Below are 18,643 nucleotides of genomic sequence, written 5' to 3' on the forward strand. Positions count from 1 at the left end.
GCCGCGCTACACATCGCGGACGCCACCGGGCACGAGAGCCGCCGGGTGCGTCCGCATTGCCACGCCGGCTCGAAGCGCCTCGCGAATCAGGTATTCGCGGGGATGACGCGGATCAAGGACGAGGCGCGGGAGTGCGACGCCGAGGACCAGGGCCGTCTCCGCCGTCTCGGGCAGGCGCTCGGCCTCCGCCACGAGATCGACCACGAGGCGGAGCACCGCGGCCGGCGCGTGGCGCGCGAGGCGGCGAGGCCCCAGGCCGCGGATCTCGATCAGGCCGGCGAGCGCCGGGTGGGGCCGGGCGACGAGGCGGGCGTGATGCGCCTCCAGCCGGATGCGGTCGTCGCCGACGAGGCGGGCATGGCGCCCTTCGAGGAAGAAGCGGTCGAGGAGCGCGAGGCAGAGGGCGGACTTGCCGGAACCGGACGGTCCGCGGATCAGCACCCCGGCTTCATCGAGGAGCACGCAGCTCGCGTGGACCGTCTCTCCTGTCGGCTCGCCCCCGAGGATGCCCTCCCCGCTCATGCGGCGAGGTCGTCCTCGCCGTAGCGGTCGGCCCGGGGGGCGACGGGCAGGCGTACGATGAAGCGGGCGCCGCGCACCGTCGGATGCCCCTCCTCGTCGGCCGGGCCGGGGCGGTTCTCGGCGCGGATCGTGCCGTGATGGGCCTGGATGATCTGCCGGGAGATCGACAGGCCGAGCCCGGAATTCTGGCCGAAGCCCTGTTCCGGCCGGTCGGTGTAGAAGCGCTCGAAGATCCGCTCCAGGGCATGTTCGGGAATGCCCGGCCCCTCGTCCTCGACCACAAATTCGACCTCGTTCTTGAGGCGGCGCAGCGCCACCCGCACCTTGGCGCCCGGCGGCGAGAAGGAGCGGGCGTTGTCGAGCAGGTTGTTGACGACCTGCCCGAGCCGGCTGTCGTGGCCGATGATGCGGAACGGATCCTCGATCTCCGCGCCGGGCCGCTCGATGTCGAACTGGATTACCGCGGCGTTGGCGCGCCGCCGCTCGTTGGCGACCGAGGTCACGGTGGTGAGGAGCTTGCCGAGATCGACCCGGCGCGCTTCGGCGCGGGCGAGTTCCGCGTCGAGGCGGGAGGCGTCGGAGATGTCCGAGATCAGACGGTCGAGGCGCCTCACGTCGTGCTGGATGATCTGCATCAGCCGGCTGCGCGACTCGTCGGTCTTGGCGAGCGGCAGGGTCTCGACGGCGCTGCGCAGGGAGGTGAGCGGGTTCTTCAGCTCGTGGCTGACATCGGCGGCGAAGCTCTCGATGGCGTCGAGCCGGCGGTAGAGCGCCTGGGTCATGTCGCGCAGCGCGCCCGACAGGTGGCCGATCTCGTCGGTGCGGCCCGTGAAGTCGGGGATCTCCTGGCGCGACTTGATGCCCCGGCGCACCCGCTCGGCGGCGTCGGCGAGGCGGCGCACCGGCCCGGCGATGGCCCCCGCGAGCAGGATCGACAGCACCAGCATCACCGCGGCCGCGACGAGGAACACCTGGAGCAGGCCGAAGCGCTCGGAGGCGATCACCCGGTCGATGTCGCCGCCCTGCGTCGAGACCATCAGCACGCCGCGCACCGAGCCGGCCCGCTGGATCGGCACCGCCACCGAGACGATGGTCTCGCCGCGCTCGTTGCGCCGGGAGATGGTGCCGCGCGAACCCTTGAGCGCCGCCTGGACCTCGCGGAAGGCGCGCCCGTCCTGCGGGCCGGCCTCCTCCTGGGCCGAGCGCTCGCTGACGACGAGGCCGAGGATGCGGTTGCCGATGAAGTCCCAGATCCGCTCCAGCACGTTGGGCTTGGGCGGCTTCACCGCCGTGTCGCTGCGGGCGATGTCGCCGCGGGCGTAGAGCGAGCGGGTATCGAACAGCAGGCTGCCCTCGCGGTCGTAGACCCGGGCGCGGTTGCCCGTCGGCGTCACGAGGCGGCGCAGCAGGGGGGCGACCTTCTCGGGGTTGAGCGAGAAGGCGAGCGAGGCGGGGTCATCCTCGAAGTCGCGGCCCTCGCCGGCCTGCTGCTGCAAGAGCTTGTCGGGATCGACCCGGATCGTGTCGGTGTCGACGGAAGCCTGGGCGGCGATGGCGCCGGCGATGATGTCGCCCTGGATCAGCAGGCTCTGCACGCGGGCCTGGATCAGCCCCTGGCGGAACTGGTTCAGGTAGAGGAAGCCGAACAGGAGGACGATGAGCCCGACGAGATTGAGCACCACGATGCGGCGCGTCAGGCTCGACGAGGCGCGCTGGCCGACCGCGTTCCAGAGGTCGCGCGGCCAGGTCAGCGGCGGGCGGGTGAGGGAGCCGACGAGCCGCGCGAGGAGGCCGGGGCGGGCCTGGGCCTCATCGGAATCGGGCTGGCGGGACAGGGGGGCGAGCATCGACGGACGGGATCTCCCGGAAATCGTCTCAACCCTCCTTGAACCGGTAGCCGACGCCGTAGAGCGTCTCGATCATGTCGAAGCTCTGGTCCGTCACCTTGAACTTCTTGCGCAGCCGCTTGATGTGGCTGTCGATGGTGCGGTCGTCGACATAGACCTGATCGTCGTAGGCCGCGTCCATCAGGGCGTTGCGGCTCTTCACGACGCCGGGGCGCTGGGCCAGCGCCTGGAGGATCAGGAACTCGGTGACGGTGAGCGTCACCGGCTCGCCCTTCCAGGTGCAGGTATGGCGCTCGGGATCCATCATCAGCTGGCCGCGCTCGAGCGAACGGGCGGCGGCGTCGGCCTCGCGGGCCGCGGCGCCGGGGGTGGCGTCCTTCGGAGCGAAGCGGCGCAGCACCGCCTTGACCCGCTCGACCAGCAGGCGCTGCGAGAACGGCTTATGGATGAAGTCGTCGGCGCCCATCTTGAGGCCGAACAATTCGTCGATCTCCTCGTCCTTCGAGGTGAGGAAGATCACGGGAAGGTCCGATTTCTGCCGCAGGCGTCTGAGAAGCTCCATTCCGTCCATGCGCGGCATCTTGATGTCGAAGATGGCGAGATCGGGCGGGGAGTGACGCAGGCCGTCGAGCGCCGAGGCGCCGTCGGTGTAGGTCTGGATGCGGTAGCCCTCGGTCTCCAGCGCGATCGAGACGGAGGTCAGGATGTTGCGGTCGTCGTCGACGAGGGCGATCGTGGGCATGCAGTTTCCCTGACTTGACGCGGCGCGCGCGCCGCCCCGGGCGCGTCCTTGGCGGGCCCGCAACGGGGGTGAACGGCCGCCGCAAACCGGGGCCGCCCTCCGTCGCGGCGGGTCTCGTCCTTTACGACCATCGTTCGAAAAAAGCGAGCGGCAGTCTAAGCTTGGCCGTATCGGCCGGCTCGGCGAAGGGACCCCAAGACAAAAAATAGGGCGGACAACGCGCCGCGCCCGGCCTCGCCGTCGGCTCTTCTGCGCGCACCCTGCACCGCGCTATGCTCGTTCCCGAAATTTCGGGAGAACGGTTTCCATGGCCAACGACGCGACGCCGCCCGTGCAGGAACGGCGCGGACCGGCCGAACCTCTGCCCGCATCCGAGGCGCCCTTCGACGCGATCGGGCTCGCCCGGCACCTGCTGCGCAGCGTGCGCTCGGGGGCGCTCGCCACGATCGACGCGACCGACGGCACGCCCTTCGCCTCCCTGGTCACCATCGCCACGGACGTCGACGGCACGCCCCTGATGCTGATGTCGCGGCTCTCCGCGCATACGCGCAATCTCGACAAGGACCCGCGCGCCTCGCTGTTGTTCTCGGTGGGCGGCAAGGGCGACCCGCTGGCCCATCCGCGCCTGACCGTGACGGGGCGCGCCACGCGCACGGACGAGAAGCGGGTCCGCGAACGCTTCCTGGCGCGGCACCCGAAGGCCAAGCTCTACGCCGACTTCCCCGATTTCGGCTTCTTCACCCTCGCGCCCCTCGCGGGCCACCTCAACGGGGGCTTCGCCAAGGCGGCCACTTTGACGCCGCAGGAACTCATCCTCGACATGGCCGGGGCCGAGGCGGTGGTGGCGGGCGAGCGCGGCGCCGTCGAGCACATGAACGCGGATCATGCCGACGCGCTCGCCCTCTACGCCGCGGGCGCGGGCGAGGCCGGCACCGGCTGGCGGCTCACCGGGCTCGACCCGGAGGGTCTCGACCTGATGGCCGGCGAGCGCACGGCGCGGGTGCCCTATCCCGAGCCGGTGCGCGACATGGGGAGCTTGCGCAAGACCCTGGTGGCGATGGCCGCCGCGGCGCGGGCCGGTTCCGCACCTCATCCGGAGGCCTGAAGCACCGGTTCCGGCGGGGGCCGCACGACCCGCGGCTTCCTCCCGCCTTGGCGCGCGTGCCCGCCGCTGCTATTCCCGCCCCGGCCAATCCCGACAGACCTGCCGTGCGCCGCGCCAGCCCGCAACGGGTTCGCCGTGCCGGAGACCCTGATGACCACGCGCACCATCGACAACATCCGCAACTTCTCCATCGTTGCGCATATCGACCACGGCAAGTCGACGCTCGCCGACCGGCTGATCCAGCAGACCGGCACCGTGGCGCTTCGCGACATGAGCGAGCAGATGCTCGACTCGATGGACATCGAGCGCGAGCGCGGCATCACCATCAAGGCCAACACCGTCCGCCTCGAATATAAGGCGGAGGACGGCCAGGACTACGTCCTCAACCTGATGGACACGCCCGGTCACGTCGACTTCGCCTACGAGGTGTCTCGGAGCCTCGCGGCCTGCGAGGGCTCCCTCCTCGTCGTCGATGCCTCCCAGGGCGTCGAGGCGCAGACACTCGCCAACGTCTACCAGGCGCTCGACGCCAACCACGAGATCGTGCCCGTCCTCAACAAGGTCGATCTTCCGGCGGCCGAGCCCGACCGGGTGAAGGAGCAGATCGAGGAGGTGATCGGCCTCGACGCCTCCGAGGCGGTGCCGATCTCGGCCAAGACCGGCCTCAATATCGAGGCGGTGCTGGAAGCTATCGTCAAGCGCCTGCCGCCGCCCAAGGGCGACCGCGACGCGCCGCTCAAGGCGCTCCTCGTCGACTCCTGGTACGACGTCTATCTCGGCGTCGTCGTGCTGGTGCGCATCGTCGACGGCGTGCTGAAGAAGGGCATGACCATCCGCATGATGGGGGCGGATGCCGCCTACGGCGTCGACCGCATCGGCGTGTTCCGCCCGAAGATGGCCGATATCGGCGAACTCGGGCCGGGTGAAGTCGGCTTCTTCACCGGCTCGATCAAGGAGGTCGCCGACACCCGCGTCGGCGACACCATCACCGAGGACAAGCGCCAGACGACGCAGATGCTGCCGGGCTTCAAGGAAGTCCAGGCGGTGGTGTTCTGCGGCCTGTTCCCCGTGGATGCCGCCGACTTCGAGAATCTGCGCGGCGCCATGGGCAAGCTGCGCCTGAACGACGCCAGCTTCTCCTACGAGATGGAGACGAGCGCGGCGCTGGGCTTCGGCTTCCGCTGCGGTTTCTTGGGACTTCTCCACCTCGAGATCATCCAGGAGCGCCTGGAGCGCGAGTTCAACCTCGACCTGATCTCGACCGCGCCGTCGGTCGTCTACCGGCTGATGATGCGCGACGGCGAGCTCAAGGAGCTGCACAACCCGGCCGACATGCCCGATCCGATGAAGATCGAGACGGTCGAGGAGCCGTGGATCCGCGCTACGATCCTGACGCCCGACGAGTATCTCGGCGGCGTGCTGAAGCTGTGCCAGGACCGGCGCGGCATCCAGATCGACCTCAACTACGTCGGCAAGCGGGCCATGGTCGTCTACGACCTTCCGCTCAACGAAGTCGTGTTCGATTTCTACGACCGCCTGAAGTCGATCTCGAAGGGCTACGCCAGCTTCGACTACCACGTCTCGGACTACCGCGAGGGCGACCTCGTGAAGATGTCGATCCTCGTCAACGCCGAGCCGGTCGATGCGCTGTCCATGCTCGTCCACCGCACCCGCGCCGAGTCGCGCGGCCGGGCGATGTGCGAGAAGCTGAAGGACCTGATCCCGCGCCACCTGTTCCAGATCCCGGTCCAGGCGGCGATCGGCGGCAAGATCATCGCCCGCGAGACCATCCGAGCCCTGTCCAAGGACGTGACCGCCAAGTGCTACGGCGGCGACATCTCGCGCAAGCGCAAGCTCCTCGACAAGCAGAAGGAGGGCAAGAAGCGCATGCGCCAGTTCGGCCGCGTCGAGATCCCGCAGGAGGCGTTCATCGCCGCGCTGAAGATGGACGATTGACGGCCCCGGCCCGACCGCGAAGACGCGCGGCGCAGGGGGCCCACTCATCGGGGAAGGCCGCATCACCGGATCGCTTCGTCCGCGCCCGCGTTGACGAAGAGAGCGACGGAAAGGCCGAGGCGGCTGCCCCCGACGCGGCTCGCCGGCGGGCCGCCGTGAAAGCCGTCACGAACCATGCGTGAAGAAATTCCCTCCCAGCCTTTCGCGGGACGGGCTCAGTTTCATTTGTAAGAAACCGATCCCGTCATACCCCCGTCAAGCCGCCACGGTAACGGCGCAATTCGGGAGCTTCGGTTGCGCGCAAGCGACACGCCGAATCAACCGGCGCGCGGCGCGCCCGTCGTGAAATCGAGGCGCTGGGTCGAAGCGGGATCGGACGACGATGGGCGGGGCGCACGAGGAAAACCTGACGCCGCGGACGATGCGGCTGCGGACGCAGCTGCTCGTCGCCTGCGTGCTGGGGGCGGGAGCGGCCGCGGCCGTATGGTACGGGCGGCCCAAGGAGGTCGATGCCGCGGTGCCGACGCCGGCCGCAGTGAGCGCCGCGGCGCCGGGCACGGGACCGGGGCGCTTCGTGCTCACCGACAGCCAGCTGGCCACCGTGACCACCGTGCCGGTCGAGCAGCGCCTGTTCTACGAGGACATCGCCACCGAGGGGAAGATCAGCGTCGACGAGTACCGCGCGACGCCCGTGTTCTCACCCTATGCGGGCCGGGTCATCACCATCTTCGCCCGCTCCGGCGAACAGGTGAAGCAGGGCGACAAGCTGTTCTCGCTCCAGGCCAACGAGATGGTCCAGGCGCAGAACGACTTCCTGGCGGCGCTGAACGTGCTCAACAAGTCGCGCTCGCAGCTCTCCTACGCCACCAACACCGAGAAGCGCCTGCACGATCTCTACGATTCCCGCGTCACCACGCTGAAGGAATTGCAGACGGCGCAGAACGACCTCGCCACCGCGCAGAACGATGCCAAGACGGCGGAGGTCGGCCTCGAGGCGGTGCGCAACCGTCTGCGGATCCTCGGGCTTGCGGACGACGACATGAAGGCCCTCCAGACCAAGGGCGCGATCAACCCCGAAACGACGATCTACGCGCCGCTCTCCGGCACCGTGATCCAGCGCAAGATCGGCCCGGGCCAGTACATCAACACCGGCGGCTCCGACCCCTCCTACGTCATCGGCGATCTCGGCCGGGTCTGGATCGTCGCGCAGCTGCGCGAGACCGATGCGGCCAAGGTCGACCTCGGTGAGCGCATCCGCTTCAGAACCCTCGCCTATCCGAACCAGAACTTCGAGAGCCGGATCAACTATATCGGCGCCTCGGTCGATCCCGCTACCCGCCGCATCATCGTGCGGGCCGAGGTCGACAATCCCAAGGGCCTGCTGAAGCCCGAGATGTATGCCAGCGTCCACATCATCAACGAGCGCGAGACCGTCTCCCGCGCCGTGCCGCGGCAGGCGGTGATCTTCGAGGGCGACAAGGCGCGGGTCTGGGTGCTCGGCGCCGGCAATGCCGTGGAGAGCCGCCCGGTCAAGACCGGCTTCCTCGACGGCAACAACATCGAGATCACGGACGGTCTCTCCGTCGGCGAGCGGGTGATCTCCAAGGGCGCCCTGTTCATCGACGGCATGACCGAGCAGCCGGGCTGAGACCGGCAGCCGGCCGTTTTCCGCGAACACAAAGATCTTCCGAGCCGGGGCCGTCCCCGGCCGCGCCGTAACGGCGCGAGGTTGGAATCGACCCCATGAACGGCATCGTCGCGCTCGCGCTCCGGCAACGGCCCCTCGTCATCCTCGCCTTCGTGCTGTTCGTGGTCGGCGGGCTGGCCGCCTTCCAGAACCTCAACATCGAGGCCTATCCCGACCCGACCCCGCCGATGGTCGATGTCGTGACCCAGACCGACGGCCTCTCGGCCGAGGAGATCGAGCGCTACGTCACGATCCCGATCGAGCGCATCACCTCGGGCATGCCGAACCTGAGACAGGTGCGCACGATCTCGCTCTACGGCCTGTCCGACGTGAAGCTGCAATTCGGCTTCGAGTTCGACTACCTCCAGGCCGAGCAGCAGGTCCTGAACCGCCTGCAGCAGCTCGATCCGCTGCCGGCCGGGGCCAAGCCCACCATCTCGCCGATCAGCCCGATCGGCGAGATCTTCCGCTACAAGCTCACGGCCCCTCCGGGCTACAGTGTGCTCGACCTGCGCACGCTGCAGGAATGGGTGCTGAAGAAGCGCTTCCGCGCGGTGCCGGGCGTGATCGACGCCATCGGCTGGGGCGGCAAGACCAAGACCATCGAGCTGTCGGTCGATCTCGACCGTCTGATGGCCTACGGCCTGACCCTGTCGAACGTGGTCAAGACCCTCAACGACAGCAACCTCAATGTCGGCGGCAACCGCGTCGCCATCGGCGGCCAGTCGGCGGTGGTGCGCGCGGTCGGCCTGATCCGCGACGTGGACGACATCAACGGCACGGTGCTGACCCAAGTCGGTGGTGCCCCGGTGCTGGTGAAGGACATCGCCACCGTCACCATCGGCCATCAGCCCCGGCTCGGCATCGCCGGCATGAACGACGAGGACGACATCGTCCAGGGCATCGTCCTGATGCGCCGCGGCGAGAAGAGCACGCCGTCGATCGAGGCGGTGAAGGCGGAGGTCGCCAAGATCGAGGCCGCCGGTATCCTGCCGCCCGGCGTGAAGATCGAGCGCATCTACGACCGCGCCGACTTGATCGCGGTGACGACCCACACCGTGCTGCACAACATGGTGGTCGGCATCCTGCTGATCCTCGTGATCCAGTGGCTGTTCCTCGGCAACCTGCGCTCGGCCCTCATCGTCGTGGCGACGATCCCCTTCGCCCTGTTCTTCGCCGTCGTCATCCTCGTGGCGCGCGACGAGTCCGCCAACCTCCTCTCGGTCGGCGCGCTGGATTTCGGCCTCATCGTCGACGGCACCGTCATCATGGTCGAGGCGATCTTCCGGCGCCTGTCCGGCCACGGCATCCCCGGCTACCCACCGCCGGGGCTCGACGCGAAATCGGGGCGCATCGCGCTCGCTGCGGGCGACGTCAGCCGCTCGATCTTCTTCGCCGCGGCGATCATCGTCACCGGCTTCCTGCCGCTCTTCACCCTCACCGGCGTCGAGGGCCACATCTTCGGGCCGATGGCGACGACCTACGCCTACGCCCTGCTCGGCGGATTGATCGCCACCTTCACGGTCACGCCCGCGCTCGCGGCCTATCTGCTGCCGGCTCATATCGAGGAGAAGGAGACGATCCTCGTCCGTGTCCTCGACCGGCTCTACCGCCCGGCGGTGCGCGCCGCGCTCGGCGCCCGGCTCGTCACGGTGGCCTGCGTCGCGCTGATCGCCGTCGGCGTCGGCCTGGCCGCGCGCAATCTCGGTTCGGAATTCCTGCCCAAGCTCGAGGAGGGCAATCTCTGGGTCCGCGCCACCATGCCGGCGACGATCTCGCTCAGGGAGAGCAACGGCTACGTCAACGAGATGCGCAAGATCATCGCTCAGATTCCGGAGGTCGAGCGCGTGGTCTCGCAGCACGGGCGCCCGGACGACGGCACCGACGCGGCGGGCTTCTTCAACGCCGAGTTCTTCGCGCCGATGAAGCCGCTCGACCAGTGGCGCCCCGGCATGGACAAGGAGGCGCTCACCGAAGAGATGCTGCACAAGCTCCAGGCGGCCTTCCCCGGCGTCGACTTCAACCTGTCGCAGTACCTTCAGGACAACGTCGCCGAGGCGGTCTCCGGCATCAAGGGCGAGAACTCGTTCAAGATCTTCGGGCCCGACCTGCAGACCCTCACCGACACGGCCAAGCAGGTGCAGCGGGTTCTCGCGACGATCCACGGCGTCGAGGATCTGGCGGTGTTCCAGTCGCTCGGCCAGCCGACGATCGAGATCGACGTGGACCGGGTCCGCGCCGCCCGCTACGGCCTGACGCCCGGCGACATCAACACCACGGTGCGCACCGCCATCGGCGGCGACTCGGCCGGCGACCTCTACGATCCCGGCTCCGAGCGGCACTACCCGATCATGGTGCGGCTGCAGCCGCAGTTCCGCCAGAGCATCGAGGCGATCGCCAACCTGCGCATCGCCGGCCAGAGCCCGGCCAACGGCGCGCCGGTGCAGTTCCCCCTGAGCGCAGTGGCGCGGGTCGAGCTCGTCTCCGGCCCGGCCTACATCTACCGCGAGGCCCAGGAGCGCTACCTGCCGGTGAAGTTCTCGGTGCGCGGGCGCGATCTCGGCAGCACCATCGAGGAGGCGCGCACGCGCGTGGCCAACGAGGTGAAGCTGCCGCCGGGCTACCGGCTGGAGCTGGTGGGCGAGTTCAACAACATGAAGGGCGCGATCGCCCGCCTCTCCGTGACCGTGCCGATCGCGATCGGCATCATCGCCATCCTGCTGTTCATGAATTTCTCGTCCGTGGTCGACTCGGCTCTGGCGCTCAGCGTGATCCCGATGGCGATGGCCGGCGGCATCCTGGCGCTGTCGCTCACCGGCACCTCGTTCAGCGTCTCGGCGGCGATCGGCTTCATCGCGCTGCTCGGCATCGCCGTGATGGACGGCATCATCGTGCTCTCCTCCTACAACGGCCTGCTGGCCGCGGGCGTCGAGCGCGTCCCGGCGATGCTGCGCACCTGCTACACGCAGATGCGCCCGGTGGTGATGACCTGCGTGGTGGCCGGCGTCGGCCTGCTGCCTGCGGCCTTCTCCACCGGCGTCGGCTCGCAGGTGCAGAAGCCTCTGGCGCTGGTGGTGGTGGGCGGCATGGCGCTGGCGCCCCTGCTGATCCTGCTGGTGCTGCCGGTGCTGATCCTGACCTTCTCGCGCCGAAAGCCCGCCGTGCATTCGGAAGCCTCGGACCGGGTCGCGGCGGCGCAGGCACATTCGCCCGCCGGGGCGCATTGAGGGGCGGAGCGAAACCGAGGCCCGGCAAGGCTGGGCCTTCATTCCATCGAAGCGCTTGCGCCGCCGCTTTGATGTACGTACAAAAATCGCGTGCCGATCACCTTCGATCCCGCCAAAAGTGAATGGAACCGCCAAGAGCGCGGCGTGCCCTTCACCATGGCGGAACGGTTCGACTTCGACACGGAGCTCGTGCGCGAGGATGACCGCGAGCCTATCCGGAGCCGCGATTCCAGACGCTCGGCAAGATCGGCCGCGAGGTGGTCTTTCTCGTCTTCTCGCTGACCGAGGATGGCTTTCGCGTCATCTCTCTGCGCAAGGCGGCAAAACAGGAGCGCAGCCTATGGCTCGCAAGGCATCCGTGATGGCGGACGACGATGCACCCGAGCTGACCGAAGCGCAGCTTGCCGAGATGCGCCCGGCCCGCGAGGTTCTGAACCCGCAGCAATTCGAGGCGGTCACGTCCGTGCGGCGCGGGCGCCCGAAGGTGCAGACGCCCAAGGTACCGGTGACGATCCGCCTCGATGCCGATGTGGTCGAGACCTACAAGGCCACGGGCGACGGCTGGCAGACCCGCATGAACGAGTGCCTGAGCCGAGGTGCGCAGGAGCTTCGCGCGGCGCCGAGGGCTCGGTCGAGCGACGCCGGCAAGGAATCGAGCCCGAAAGCTCGGTTTGGCGGCAAGACGAAAGCCGGTTAGCGAGCCGCCATCAACGGAAAAGGCTCCTCACCCCCGCCGCGTCGAGCCCCGCAGCACCGTCCGCCCGCTGAGCGTCACCTTGCGCACCGGCTGGGCCGGATGCTCGATCCGCTCGAACAGCAGGCGCATCGCCTGGGTGCCGATCTCGGCCACCGGCTGCTCGATCACCGTGAGGCCGGGCTCGACCAGATCGGTCCAGGGCTCGTTGTCGAACCCCGCGAGCGCGAGATCCTTCGGCACGGCGAGCGACAGGGTGCGCGCCGCCCGCACCGCCCCCATCAGCATCAGGCCGTTCGAGAGGATCAGCGCCTCGGGCCGGTCGGGCTGTGACAGCCAGCGCGCGGCTTCCGTTTCCGCCGCGATCGCGTTCGGTGCCACGGAGCGGGCGAGCGGTACGAGGTCGTAGCGGGCCATGGCCGCCGCGTAGCCGGCCTGACGCTCCCGCGCGGTCGAACTGGTGGAGCCGAACAGGCCGCCGATCCGCTTGAAGCCTTGGGCAACGAGGTGATCGACCAGGGACGCGGCAGCGGAGGCATTGTCGAGTACCACGCTGTCATGGGCGCCGGGCAGCCCCGAGCGGTCGATGAACACCGTCGGAAAGGACAGGCTGTCGGCCCTAAGCCCGTCCGCCGTCACCTTGGTGGGGGCGAAGATCACCCCGGTGACGCGCTCCTCCTCCATCAGACGGAGATACATTGCCTCGCGGGCCGGATCCTCGTCGGTGTTGCACAGGATCACCCGCATCCCGGCGGCGTAGGCGGCATCCTCCACCGCCCGGCTCACCGCCGTGAAGAACGGGTTGCGGATATCGGCCACGATCAGGCCGATGGTCTGCGCCGCCTTCGAGCGCAGGCGCCGGGCCGAGAGGTTCGGCCGGTAGCCGGTGGCGCGCACCGCCGCCTCGACCTGCTCGCGCACGGCATCGCTCACCGGCCCGCGCCCGAGCGCCCGCGACACCGTCGCCGTCGAGACCCCCGCCACGCGGGCCACGTCGCGGATTCCGACGCTCATCGGGCAGGAAACGTTTTCATCGACATGAAACGGTTCTGCCACTCTGCACGCGGGGTCGCAAGCGCTCGGCTTGCACTTTGTTGCAGGTCGCTGCTTGACACATGTTGTGAAAACGTTTTCATTGGAAACAACAGGTCGGGCCGGAAGGCCGAAGACGACCGCCGCACCCGGCCGAACAAGCCGGGGCGCCCCCTAGGTCGAGGAGAGCACGCCATGCTCGCGCTGACGCCGACATTTTCGCCCCAACGCACCGGACCGCGGCTGCTGGTCCGCCTCGGCGCCGCGCCCGCGAGCAAGGAGGCCGCGATCCGCGAGGCCGCCGGGCTGCTCACCGCCGCCGGCTGCATCGACGGCGCCTACGGCGAGAGCATGCTACGCCGGGAGGGGGTGGCGAACACCTATCTCGGCCACGGCGTCGTGATTCCGCACGGCATGGTCGACGACCGGCATCTGGTGCGCGAGAGCGGGCTCGCCGTGATGCAGATCCCCGGCGGCCTCGAATGGCACGACGGCCAGACCGCGCATCTCGTGGTCGCCATCGCCGCGCAGTCGGACACGCACATCACCGTCCTGCGCCGCCTCACCCGCCTGATCCAGGACGAGGCGCGCCTCGAACAGCTCCGCACCACGGGCAGCGAGGCGGACATCGCCGCGGCGCTGACCGAGGATGCCGCCGCGCCGGCCGCGGCTGGCCCCGCCACCGACCTGCGCCAGCGCTTCGACTGGACCGTTGATTACCCGACCGGCCTGCATGCGCGCCCCGCCGCGCACTGGGTCGAGACCGCCCGCGCGCTGCCGGCCCGCATCCAGGTACGCCACGGCGATGCGGTGGCGGATGCCAAGAACCTGATCGCGCTGCTGCAGCTCGGCCTGCGCTGCGGCGACGAGGTGACGATCTCGGCTGAGGGCGACGACGAGGCCGGGGCGCTGGCCAAGATCTGCGCCGCGGTGACAGGCTTGAGCGCCGGCGAGAAGGCCGCCGCCCAGCGCGCGGCGGAGGCCGCGGCCAAGGCGGCCGCCCCGGTGGCCGGCTGGAACCCCACGGACGCGCCGCGGGTGATGGCCGGCATCGGCGCCAGCCCCGGCCTCGCCATCGGCCCGATCCACGTGCTGGCGGCGGCCGAGATCGCGGTGCCCGACGAGCCCGAGCCGCTCACCTCCGGCGCCGACCGGCTGCACCGGGCGCTCGCGACCACGGGCGGCCAGCTCAAGGCGCTGGCCGACGACACTGAGCGGCGCCTCGGCAAGGCCGATGCCGGCATCTTCCGGGCGCAGGGCGAGCTGATCGCCGACACCGACCTGATCACCCTGGCCTGCCAGCTCATGGTCGAGGGCCACGGCGTGGCCTTCGCCTGGAACGCGGCGGTGGAGCGGATGGCGGGCCAGCTCTCGGCGCTCGGCAACCCGGTGCTCGCCGCCCGCGCCGCCGACCTGCGCGATGTCGGCCGCCGGGTTCTGGCGCAGATCGATCCGGCGCTGAAGAGCGGCCACGACCTGCCGGACGTGCCCTGCATCCTGATCGCGCCCGACCTCGCCCCCTCCGACACCGCCGGCCTCGACCCCGCCCGCGTCATCGGGCTCGCCACTGCGCAGGGCGGGCCGACCTCGCACACCGCGATCCTGGCGCGGACGCTGGGCATTCCGGCCATGGTCGCGGGCGGGCCGGCCCTGCTGGCGCTCGCCAACCACACGCTCGCCATCCTCGACGGCACCACCGGCCGTCTCTACCTCGACCCGAGCGAGGCCGACATCGCCTCGGCGAGCGCGTGGCAGGCACGCCAGCGCGAGCAGGCCGAGGCCGAGGCGCGGGAGCGGGCGATGCCGGCGCAGACCCGTGACGGTCACCGCATCGCCATCGGCGCCAACGTCAACAACCCGGAGCAGGTGCCGCTGGCTCTGGATCAGGGCGCGGAGGGCGTCGGCCTGATGCGCACCGAGTTCCTGTTCCTGGAGCGGGGCGATACCCCGTCCGAGGACGACCAGTACGTGACCTATTCGGCGATGCTGAGGGCGCTCGCCGGCCGTCCGCTCATCGTGCGCACCCTCGATATCGGCGGCGACAAGCAGGTCGCCCATCTCCACCTGCCGAAAGAGGAGAACCCCTTCCTCGGCGTGCGCGGCGCCCGCCTGCTGCTGCGCCGGCCCGATCTGATGGAGCCGCAGCTGCGCGCCCTCTACCGCGCCGCCAAGGACCACGTGCCGGCCGACGCGCCGCGGGGCAAGGACGCGCCGCTCTCGATCATGATGCCGATGATTACCTCGGTCCCCGAGGTGCTGCGGCTCCGTGAGATCTGCGAGGGGATCCGGGAAGAGATCGGCGCGCCGGAGGTGCCGCTCGGCATCATGATCGAGGTGCCCGCCGCCGCGATCCAGGCCGACGTGCTCGCCCGGCACTGCGACTTCTTCTCGATCGGCACCAACGACCTCACCCAGTACACGCTCGCCATCGACCGCCAGAACACCGACCTCGCTCCGGAGGCCGACTCGCTCCACCCGGCGGTGCTGCGGCTGATCCGCCTCACCTGTGAGGGCGCCGCCCGGCACGGGCGCTTCGTCGGCGTCTGCGGCGGCATCGCGGGCGATCCGTTCGGCGCCTCCCTGCTGGCGGGGCTCGGCGTGCACGAATTGTCGATGACGCCCCGTGACCTGCCCGGCGTGAAGGCGCGGCTGCGGGCCTGCGACATGGCCGAACTGAAGGCGCTCGCGGCGCAGGCCTGCGCCCAGGAGGACGCGGCTTCGGTGCGCGCCCTCGACGAAGCCGCGACCGGAGCCTGAGCGATGCGCCTCGTCACCCTCACCCTCAACCCGGCGATCGACCAGACCGTCACCCTCGACGCGCTGACCCCCGGCAGCGTCCACCGCGCCCGCTCGGTCTGGTCGGATGCCGGCGGCAAGGGCGTCAACGTCGCCTGCTGCCTGGCCGATTGGGGGCTGTCGATCGCCGCCACCGGCGTGCTCGGCCAGGACAACGCGGCGCCCTTCGCGCAGCTCCTCGCGGCCAAGGGGATCGACGACCGCTTCGTCTGGATCCCCGGCGAGACGCGCACCAACCTCAAGCTCCTCGATGCGGGCAGCGGCGAGACCACCGACATCAACCTGCCGGGGCTCGAATTCGGCCCCTCCACCGTCGAGGCGGTGCGCGCGGTGCTGAACGATCTCACCGCCCCCGGCAGCCTCGCGGTGCTCGCCGGCAGCCTGCCGCGCTCGGCGCCCGCCGACACCTATGCCCGGCTCACCGCCGAGCTGAAGCGGCGCGGCGCCCGCGTCGTCCTCGACGCCTCCGGGCCGCCGCTCGCCGCCGCCCTCGCGGCCGGGCGCGACAGCCTGCCCGACGCGATCAAGCCGAACCGGCATGAGCTGGAGGAATGGGCCGGGCGCCCGCTTCCCACGATTCCCGATGTGCTGGCAGCGGCGGGAGAGCTCCAGCGCGGCGGAATCCCCCTGGTCTGCGTCTCGCTCGGGGCCGAGGGCGCCCTGTTCGTCTCGTCGGAGGGCGCGCTGCGTGCGCTGCCGCCGCCGACGCGGGTGGCGAGCACGGTCGGCGCGGGCGATGCCCTCGTCGCCGGCCTCGTCGCCGGGCTGCACGATCGCCTGGCCCTGCCCGATCTCGCCCGCCGGGCGCTGGCCTTCGCCGCGGGCAAGCTCAGCCGCACGGGAGCGAACCTGCCGCCGCGGGCGGAGGTGGAGGCGCTCGCCGCCGAGATTCAGCTCGAGCGACTCGGCTGAGCGAGTGAAAAATCCTCCCCCCTCTGCGGGGGAGGGTGCCTCGCGGATGCGAGGCGGGAGAGGGGAGCGACGCTTCCGGACGGTGCGGAGCCAGCCCCTCACCCGCCCCCCTTCGGGGGCCACCCTCTTCCCATCCGAGTCGGGCTTACCCGACTCGGACAAGGGAGCCGGATATCGGGCAAGCCCGACATCCGGAGGGGAGAGGGAGGTGCGGCGGCAGCAGGCAGATCGAAAAAGAATCCGAGGAGGAAACCCATGGCACAGCTTCTGGCCGTGGTGGGAGGCGGAGACCTTTCCACCCACGCCGTCCTCGCCGCCGAGGCCCTGCGCAGGGCGGCCGGGCGGCGAAACACCCCCATCGCCCTCGAACTCCGCGGCAAGGGCACGAGCAGCAACCCGCTCCCCGAGGCGGCCATCGCCGAGGCGCGGGCCGTGCTGCTCGTCGGCGAAGGCGATCTCGGCGAGGGCCGCTTCGGGGCGCTGCACCGGGCCCGCGCGGCGATCGAGGACGTGCTCACCGACGTCAACGCCGTGTTCGACCGCCTGAGCGCCGGGGCGGAGGCCCCCTCCCCCGCCGCCTCCGCGGCGGCCGGTCCCAACAAAGCCGGTCCCAAAAGAATCGTGGCGATCACCTCCTGCCCCACCGGCATCGCCCACACCTTCATGGCGGCGGAAGGCATCCAGGCGGCGGCCCAGGCGCTGGGCCACGACGTCCGCGTCGAGACGCAAGGATCGGTCGGCGCCCGCGACGCGCTGACGGCGCCGGAGATCGCCGCGGCCGATATCGTGCTCATCGCCGCTGATACGGGGGTCGACCGCACCCGCTTTGCCGGCAAACGGGTCTACGCCACCAACACCAAGGCGGCGATCCGCGACGGCAAGGGCCTGATCGCCACCGCGCTTGCCGAGGCGCAGATGCAGCCGGCCGGCGGCACCGAGGCGACGGCCGACGGCCCCGCCCGCCCGGCGGCAGCCGAGACGAAGGCCGGCGCCTACAAGCACCTGATGACCGGCGTCTCGTTCATGCTGCCCTTCGTGGTGGCGGGCGGCCTGCTGATCGCGCTCGCCTTCGCCGTCGGCGGCATCGACGCGATGAAGCCGGAGAATGCCGGCACGCTCGGCTACGCGCTCGGCGAGATCGGCGCCAAGGCGGCCTTCGCCCTGATCGTGCCGGCGCTGGCCGGCTACATCGCCTATTCCATCGCCGACCGGCCGGGCATCGCGCCGGGCATGATCGGCGGCATGCTGGCGGCGAACCTCCAGGCGGGCTTTCTCGGGGGCATCGCGGCGGGTTTCATCGCCGGCTACACCGCGCGCTTCCTCAACCGGCACATTCGGCTGCACAAGAATCTGGAGGGCCTGAAACCCGTCCTGATCCTGCCGCTGCTGGCCACCACGATCACCGGCCTGCTGATGGTCTACGTCGTCGGCGTGCCGGTGGCGGCCGTGCTCGCCGCGCTCACCGACTGGCTCAAGGGCATGCAGGGGGCGAGCGCCCTGGTGCTCGGCCTCGTCCTCGGCGGGATGATGGCGGTCGATATGGGCGGGCCGATCAACAAGGCCGCCTACGCCTCCGCCGCCGCACTGCTCTCCTCGGGCGTCGATGCGCCGATGGCAGCGGTGATGCTCGGCGGCATGACGCCCCCGCTCGGGATCGCGCTGGCCACCCGCCTGTTCCCGTCCCGCTTCACCGCGCCGGAGCGCGAGGCCGGCGGCGCGGCGGCCGTGCTCGGGGTCGCCTTCATCACAGAGGGCGCGATCCCGTTTGCCGCTGCCGACCCGCTGCGGGTGATCCCCTCCATGGTCGCGGGCTCGGCGGTCGCGGGCGCCATCGCCCTGACCTCGGGCGTCACCCTCAAGGTGCCCCATGGCGGCCTGTTCGTGCTGCCGATCCCCAACGCCGTCACCAACGTGACGGGCGCCCTGATCGCGCTCGCCGTCGGCACCCTCGTGACCGGACTGCTAGTCGGCCTCCTCAAGAAGCGGACCGCCTGAGCGGCCGGACCGCGCCGGACCGACCGGCGCGGCCACCTCGCGAGCAGCGGACGCAGCCGTTCGCTGCCCAAAATTGCAACTTTAAGTAAATAAGTACCGGAGCTACATCCGGGAATGAGCGTGAAAGA

General features: G+C 70.2%; 13 protein-coding genes. 9 read left to right on the plus strand and 4 right to left on the minus strand.

Annotation, left to right across the window (positions count from 1 at the left end; translation table 11 throughout):
- Window positions 1-6: 6 nt before the first annotated feature.
- From MPPM_RS05910 to MPPM_RS05920, 3 genes are read right to left on the minus strand one after another with little or no spacing between them, the layout of a single operon-like run.
- Entirely contained in the window at window positions 7-522 is a 516-nt protein-coding gene (locus MPPM_RS05910; protein WP_096484253.1) for an HPr kinase/phosphorylase, read from the minus strand.
- Window positions 519-2,369: a sensor histidine kinase gene (locus tag MPPM_RS05915; protein ID WP_096484254.1), complete on the minus strand. Its 1,851-nt coding sequence runs from the start codon at window positions 2,367-2,369 to the stop codon at window positions 519-521. The genes MPPM_RS05910 and MPPM_RS05915 overlap by 4 nt, the downstream gene beginning before the upstream one ends.
- Before the next feature lie 28 nt (window positions 2,370-2,397).
- The gene (locus MPPM_RS05920; protein WP_003606011.1) at window positions 2,398-3,111 is read right to left on the minus strand and encodes a response regulator transcription factor; all 714 of its coding nucleotides are present in this window, start codon (window positions 3,109-3,111) and stop codon (window positions 2,398-2,400) included.
- Window positions 3,112-3,418: 307 nt separating this feature from the next.
- Between MPPM_RS05920 and MPPM_RS05925 the strand changes: the two genes are divergently transcribed.
- From MPPM_RS05925 to MPPM_RS05950, 6 genes are all read left to right on the plus strand, one after another.
- Window positions 3,419-4,216, plus strand: a complete 798-nt coding sequence (locus tag MPPM_RS05925; protein WP_096484255.1) for a HugZ family pyridoxamine 5'-phosphate oxidase — start codon at window positions 3,419-3,421, stop codon at window positions 4,214-4,216.
- Window positions 4,217-4,366: 150 nt separating this feature from the next.
- Window positions 4,367-6,172 (plus strand): translation elongation factor 4, encoded by a 1,806-nt coding sequence (gene lepA / locus MPPM_RS05930; protein WP_017486889.1) that lies wholly within the window; start codon window positions 4,367-4,369, stop codon window positions 6,170-6,172.
- Between the two features lie 382 nt (window positions 6,173-6,554).
- Window positions 6,555-7,820, plus strand: coding sequence for an efflux RND transporter periplasmic adaptor subunit (locus tag MPPM_RS05935; RefSeq protein WP_096484256.1), 1,266 nt, complete (start codon window positions 6,555-6,557; stop codon window positions 7,818-7,820).
- A 95-nt stretch (window positions 7,821-7,915) separates the two neighbouring features.
- Window positions 7,916-11,086 carry an efflux RND transporter permease subunit gene (locus MPPM_RS05940; protein ID WP_096484257.1) on the plus strand — a complete coding sequence of 1,057 codons (3,171 nt, stop codon included), beginning with the start codon at window positions 7,916-7,918 and terminating at the stop codon, window positions 11,084-11,086.
- 257 nt (window positions 11,087-11,343) lie between these two features.
- On the plus strand, window positions 11,344-11,448 hold the full coding sequence (locus MPPM_RS28800; protein WP_244573478.1) for a BrnT family toxin: 105 nt from the start codon (window positions 11,344-11,346) through the stop codon (window positions 11,446-11,448).
- Complete coding sequence (locus MPPM_RS05950; RefSeq protein ID WP_096484258.1) at window positions 11,427-11,783, plus strand: BrnA antitoxin family protein; 357 nt, start codon at window positions 11,427-11,429, stop codon at window positions 11,781-11,783. The genes MPPM_RS28800 and MPPM_RS05950 overlap by 22 nt, the downstream gene beginning before the upstream one ends.
- Window positions 11,784-11,810: 27 nt before the next feature.
- Here the strand turns inward: MPPM_RS05950 and MPPM_RS05955 are convergent, their stop codons facing one another.
- Window positions 11,811-12,794 (minus strand): LacI family DNA-binding transcriptional regulator, encoded by a 984-nt coding sequence (locus MPPM_RS05955; RefSeq protein ID WP_096484259.1) that lies wholly within the window; start codon window positions 12,792-12,794, stop codon window positions 11,811-11,813.
- A gap of 213 nt (window positions 12,795-13,007) precedes the next feature.
- On the opposite strand from MPPM_RS05955, the gene ptsP reads away from it, so the two are divergent.
- The 3 genes from ptsP to MPPM_RS05970 all read left to right on the plus strand — a co-directional run bounded on the left by ptsP (window position 13,008) and on the right by MPPM_RS05970 (window position 18,515).
- Window positions 13,008-15,569: a phosphoenolpyruvate--protein phosphotransferase gene (gene ptsP / locus MPPM_RS05960; protein WP_096484260.1), complete on the plus strand. Its 2,562-nt coding sequence runs from the start codon at window positions 13,008-13,010 to the stop codon at window positions 15,567-15,569.
- Window positions 15,570-15,572: 3 nt separating this feature from the next.
- Entirely contained in the window at window positions 15,573-16,520 is a 948-nt protein-coding gene (gene pfkB, locus MPPM_RS05965) for a 1-phosphofructokinase (RefSeq protein WP_096484261.1), read from the plus strand.
- Between the two features lie 255 nt (window positions 16,521-16,775).
- Window positions 16,776-18,515 (plus strand): PTS fructose transporter subunit IIC, encoded by a 1,740-nt coding sequence (locus MPPM_RS05970; protein WP_096484262.1) that lies wholly within the window; start codon window positions 16,776-16,778, stop codon window positions 18,513-18,515.
- Window positions 18,516-18,643: the final 128 nt, after the last annotated feature.

Origin of the sequence: Methylorubrum populi (genome assembly GCF_002355515.1) — a bacterium.
Taxonomy (GTDB): Bacteria; Pseudomonadota; Alphaproteobacteria; order Rhizobiales; family Beijerinckiaceae; genus Methylobacterium; species Methylobacterium populi_A.

What these genes read in the sequence shown, in the direction of transcription:
- ptsP (WP_096484260.1), top strand. Translation starts at nt 13,008, where the DNA reads ATGCTCGCGCTGACGCCGACATTTTCGCCCCAACGCACCGGACCGCGG.
- MPPM_RS05920 (WP_003606011.1), bottom strand. Translation starts at nt 3,111, where the DNA reads ATGCCCACGATCGCCCTCGTCGACGACGACCGCAACATCCTGACCTCC.
- MPPM_RS05925 (WP_096484255.1), top strand. Translation starts at nt 3,419, where the DNA reads ATGGCCAACGACGCGACGCCGCCCGTGCAGGAACGGCGCGGACCGGCC.
- MPPM_RS05910 (WP_096484253.1), bottom strand. Translation starts at nt 522, where the DNA reads ATGAGCGGGGAGGGCATCCTCGGGGGCGAGCCGACAGGAGAGACGGTC.
- MPPM_RS05955 (WP_096484259.1), bottom strand. Translation starts at nt 12,794, where the DNA reads ATGAGCGTCGGAATCCGCGACGTGGCCCGCGTGGCGGGGGTCTCGACG.
- MPPM_RS05950 (WP_096484258.1), top strand. Translation starts at nt 11,427, where the DNA reads ATGGCTCGCAAGGCATCCGTGATGGCGGACGACGATGCACCCGAGCTG.
- MPPM_RS05935 (WP_096484256.1), top strand. Translation starts at nt 6,555, where the DNA reads ATGGGCGGGGCGCACGAGGAAAACCTGACGCCGCGGACGATGCGGCTG.
- MPPM_RS05940 (WP_096484257.1), top strand. Translation starts at nt 7,916, where the DNA reads ATGAACGGCATCGTCGCGCTCGCGCTCCGGCAACGGCCCCTCGTCATC.
- MPPM_RS05915 (WP_096484254.1), bottom strand. Translation starts at nt 2,369, where the DNA reads ATGCTCGCCCCCCTGTCCCGCCAGCCCGATTCCGATGAGGCCCAGGCC.
- pfkB (WP_096484261.1), top strand. Translation starts at nt 15,573, where the DNA reads ATGCGCCTCGTCACCCTCACCCTCAACCCGGCGATCGACCAGACCGTC.
- lepA (WP_017486889.1), top strand. Translation starts at nt 4,367, where the DNA reads ATGACCACGCGCACCATCGACAACATCCGCAACTTCTCCATCGTTGCG.
- MPPM_RS05970 (WP_096484262.1), top strand. Translation starts at nt 16,776, where the DNA reads ATGGCACAGCTTCTGGCCGTGGTGGGAGGCGGAGACCTTTCCACCCAC.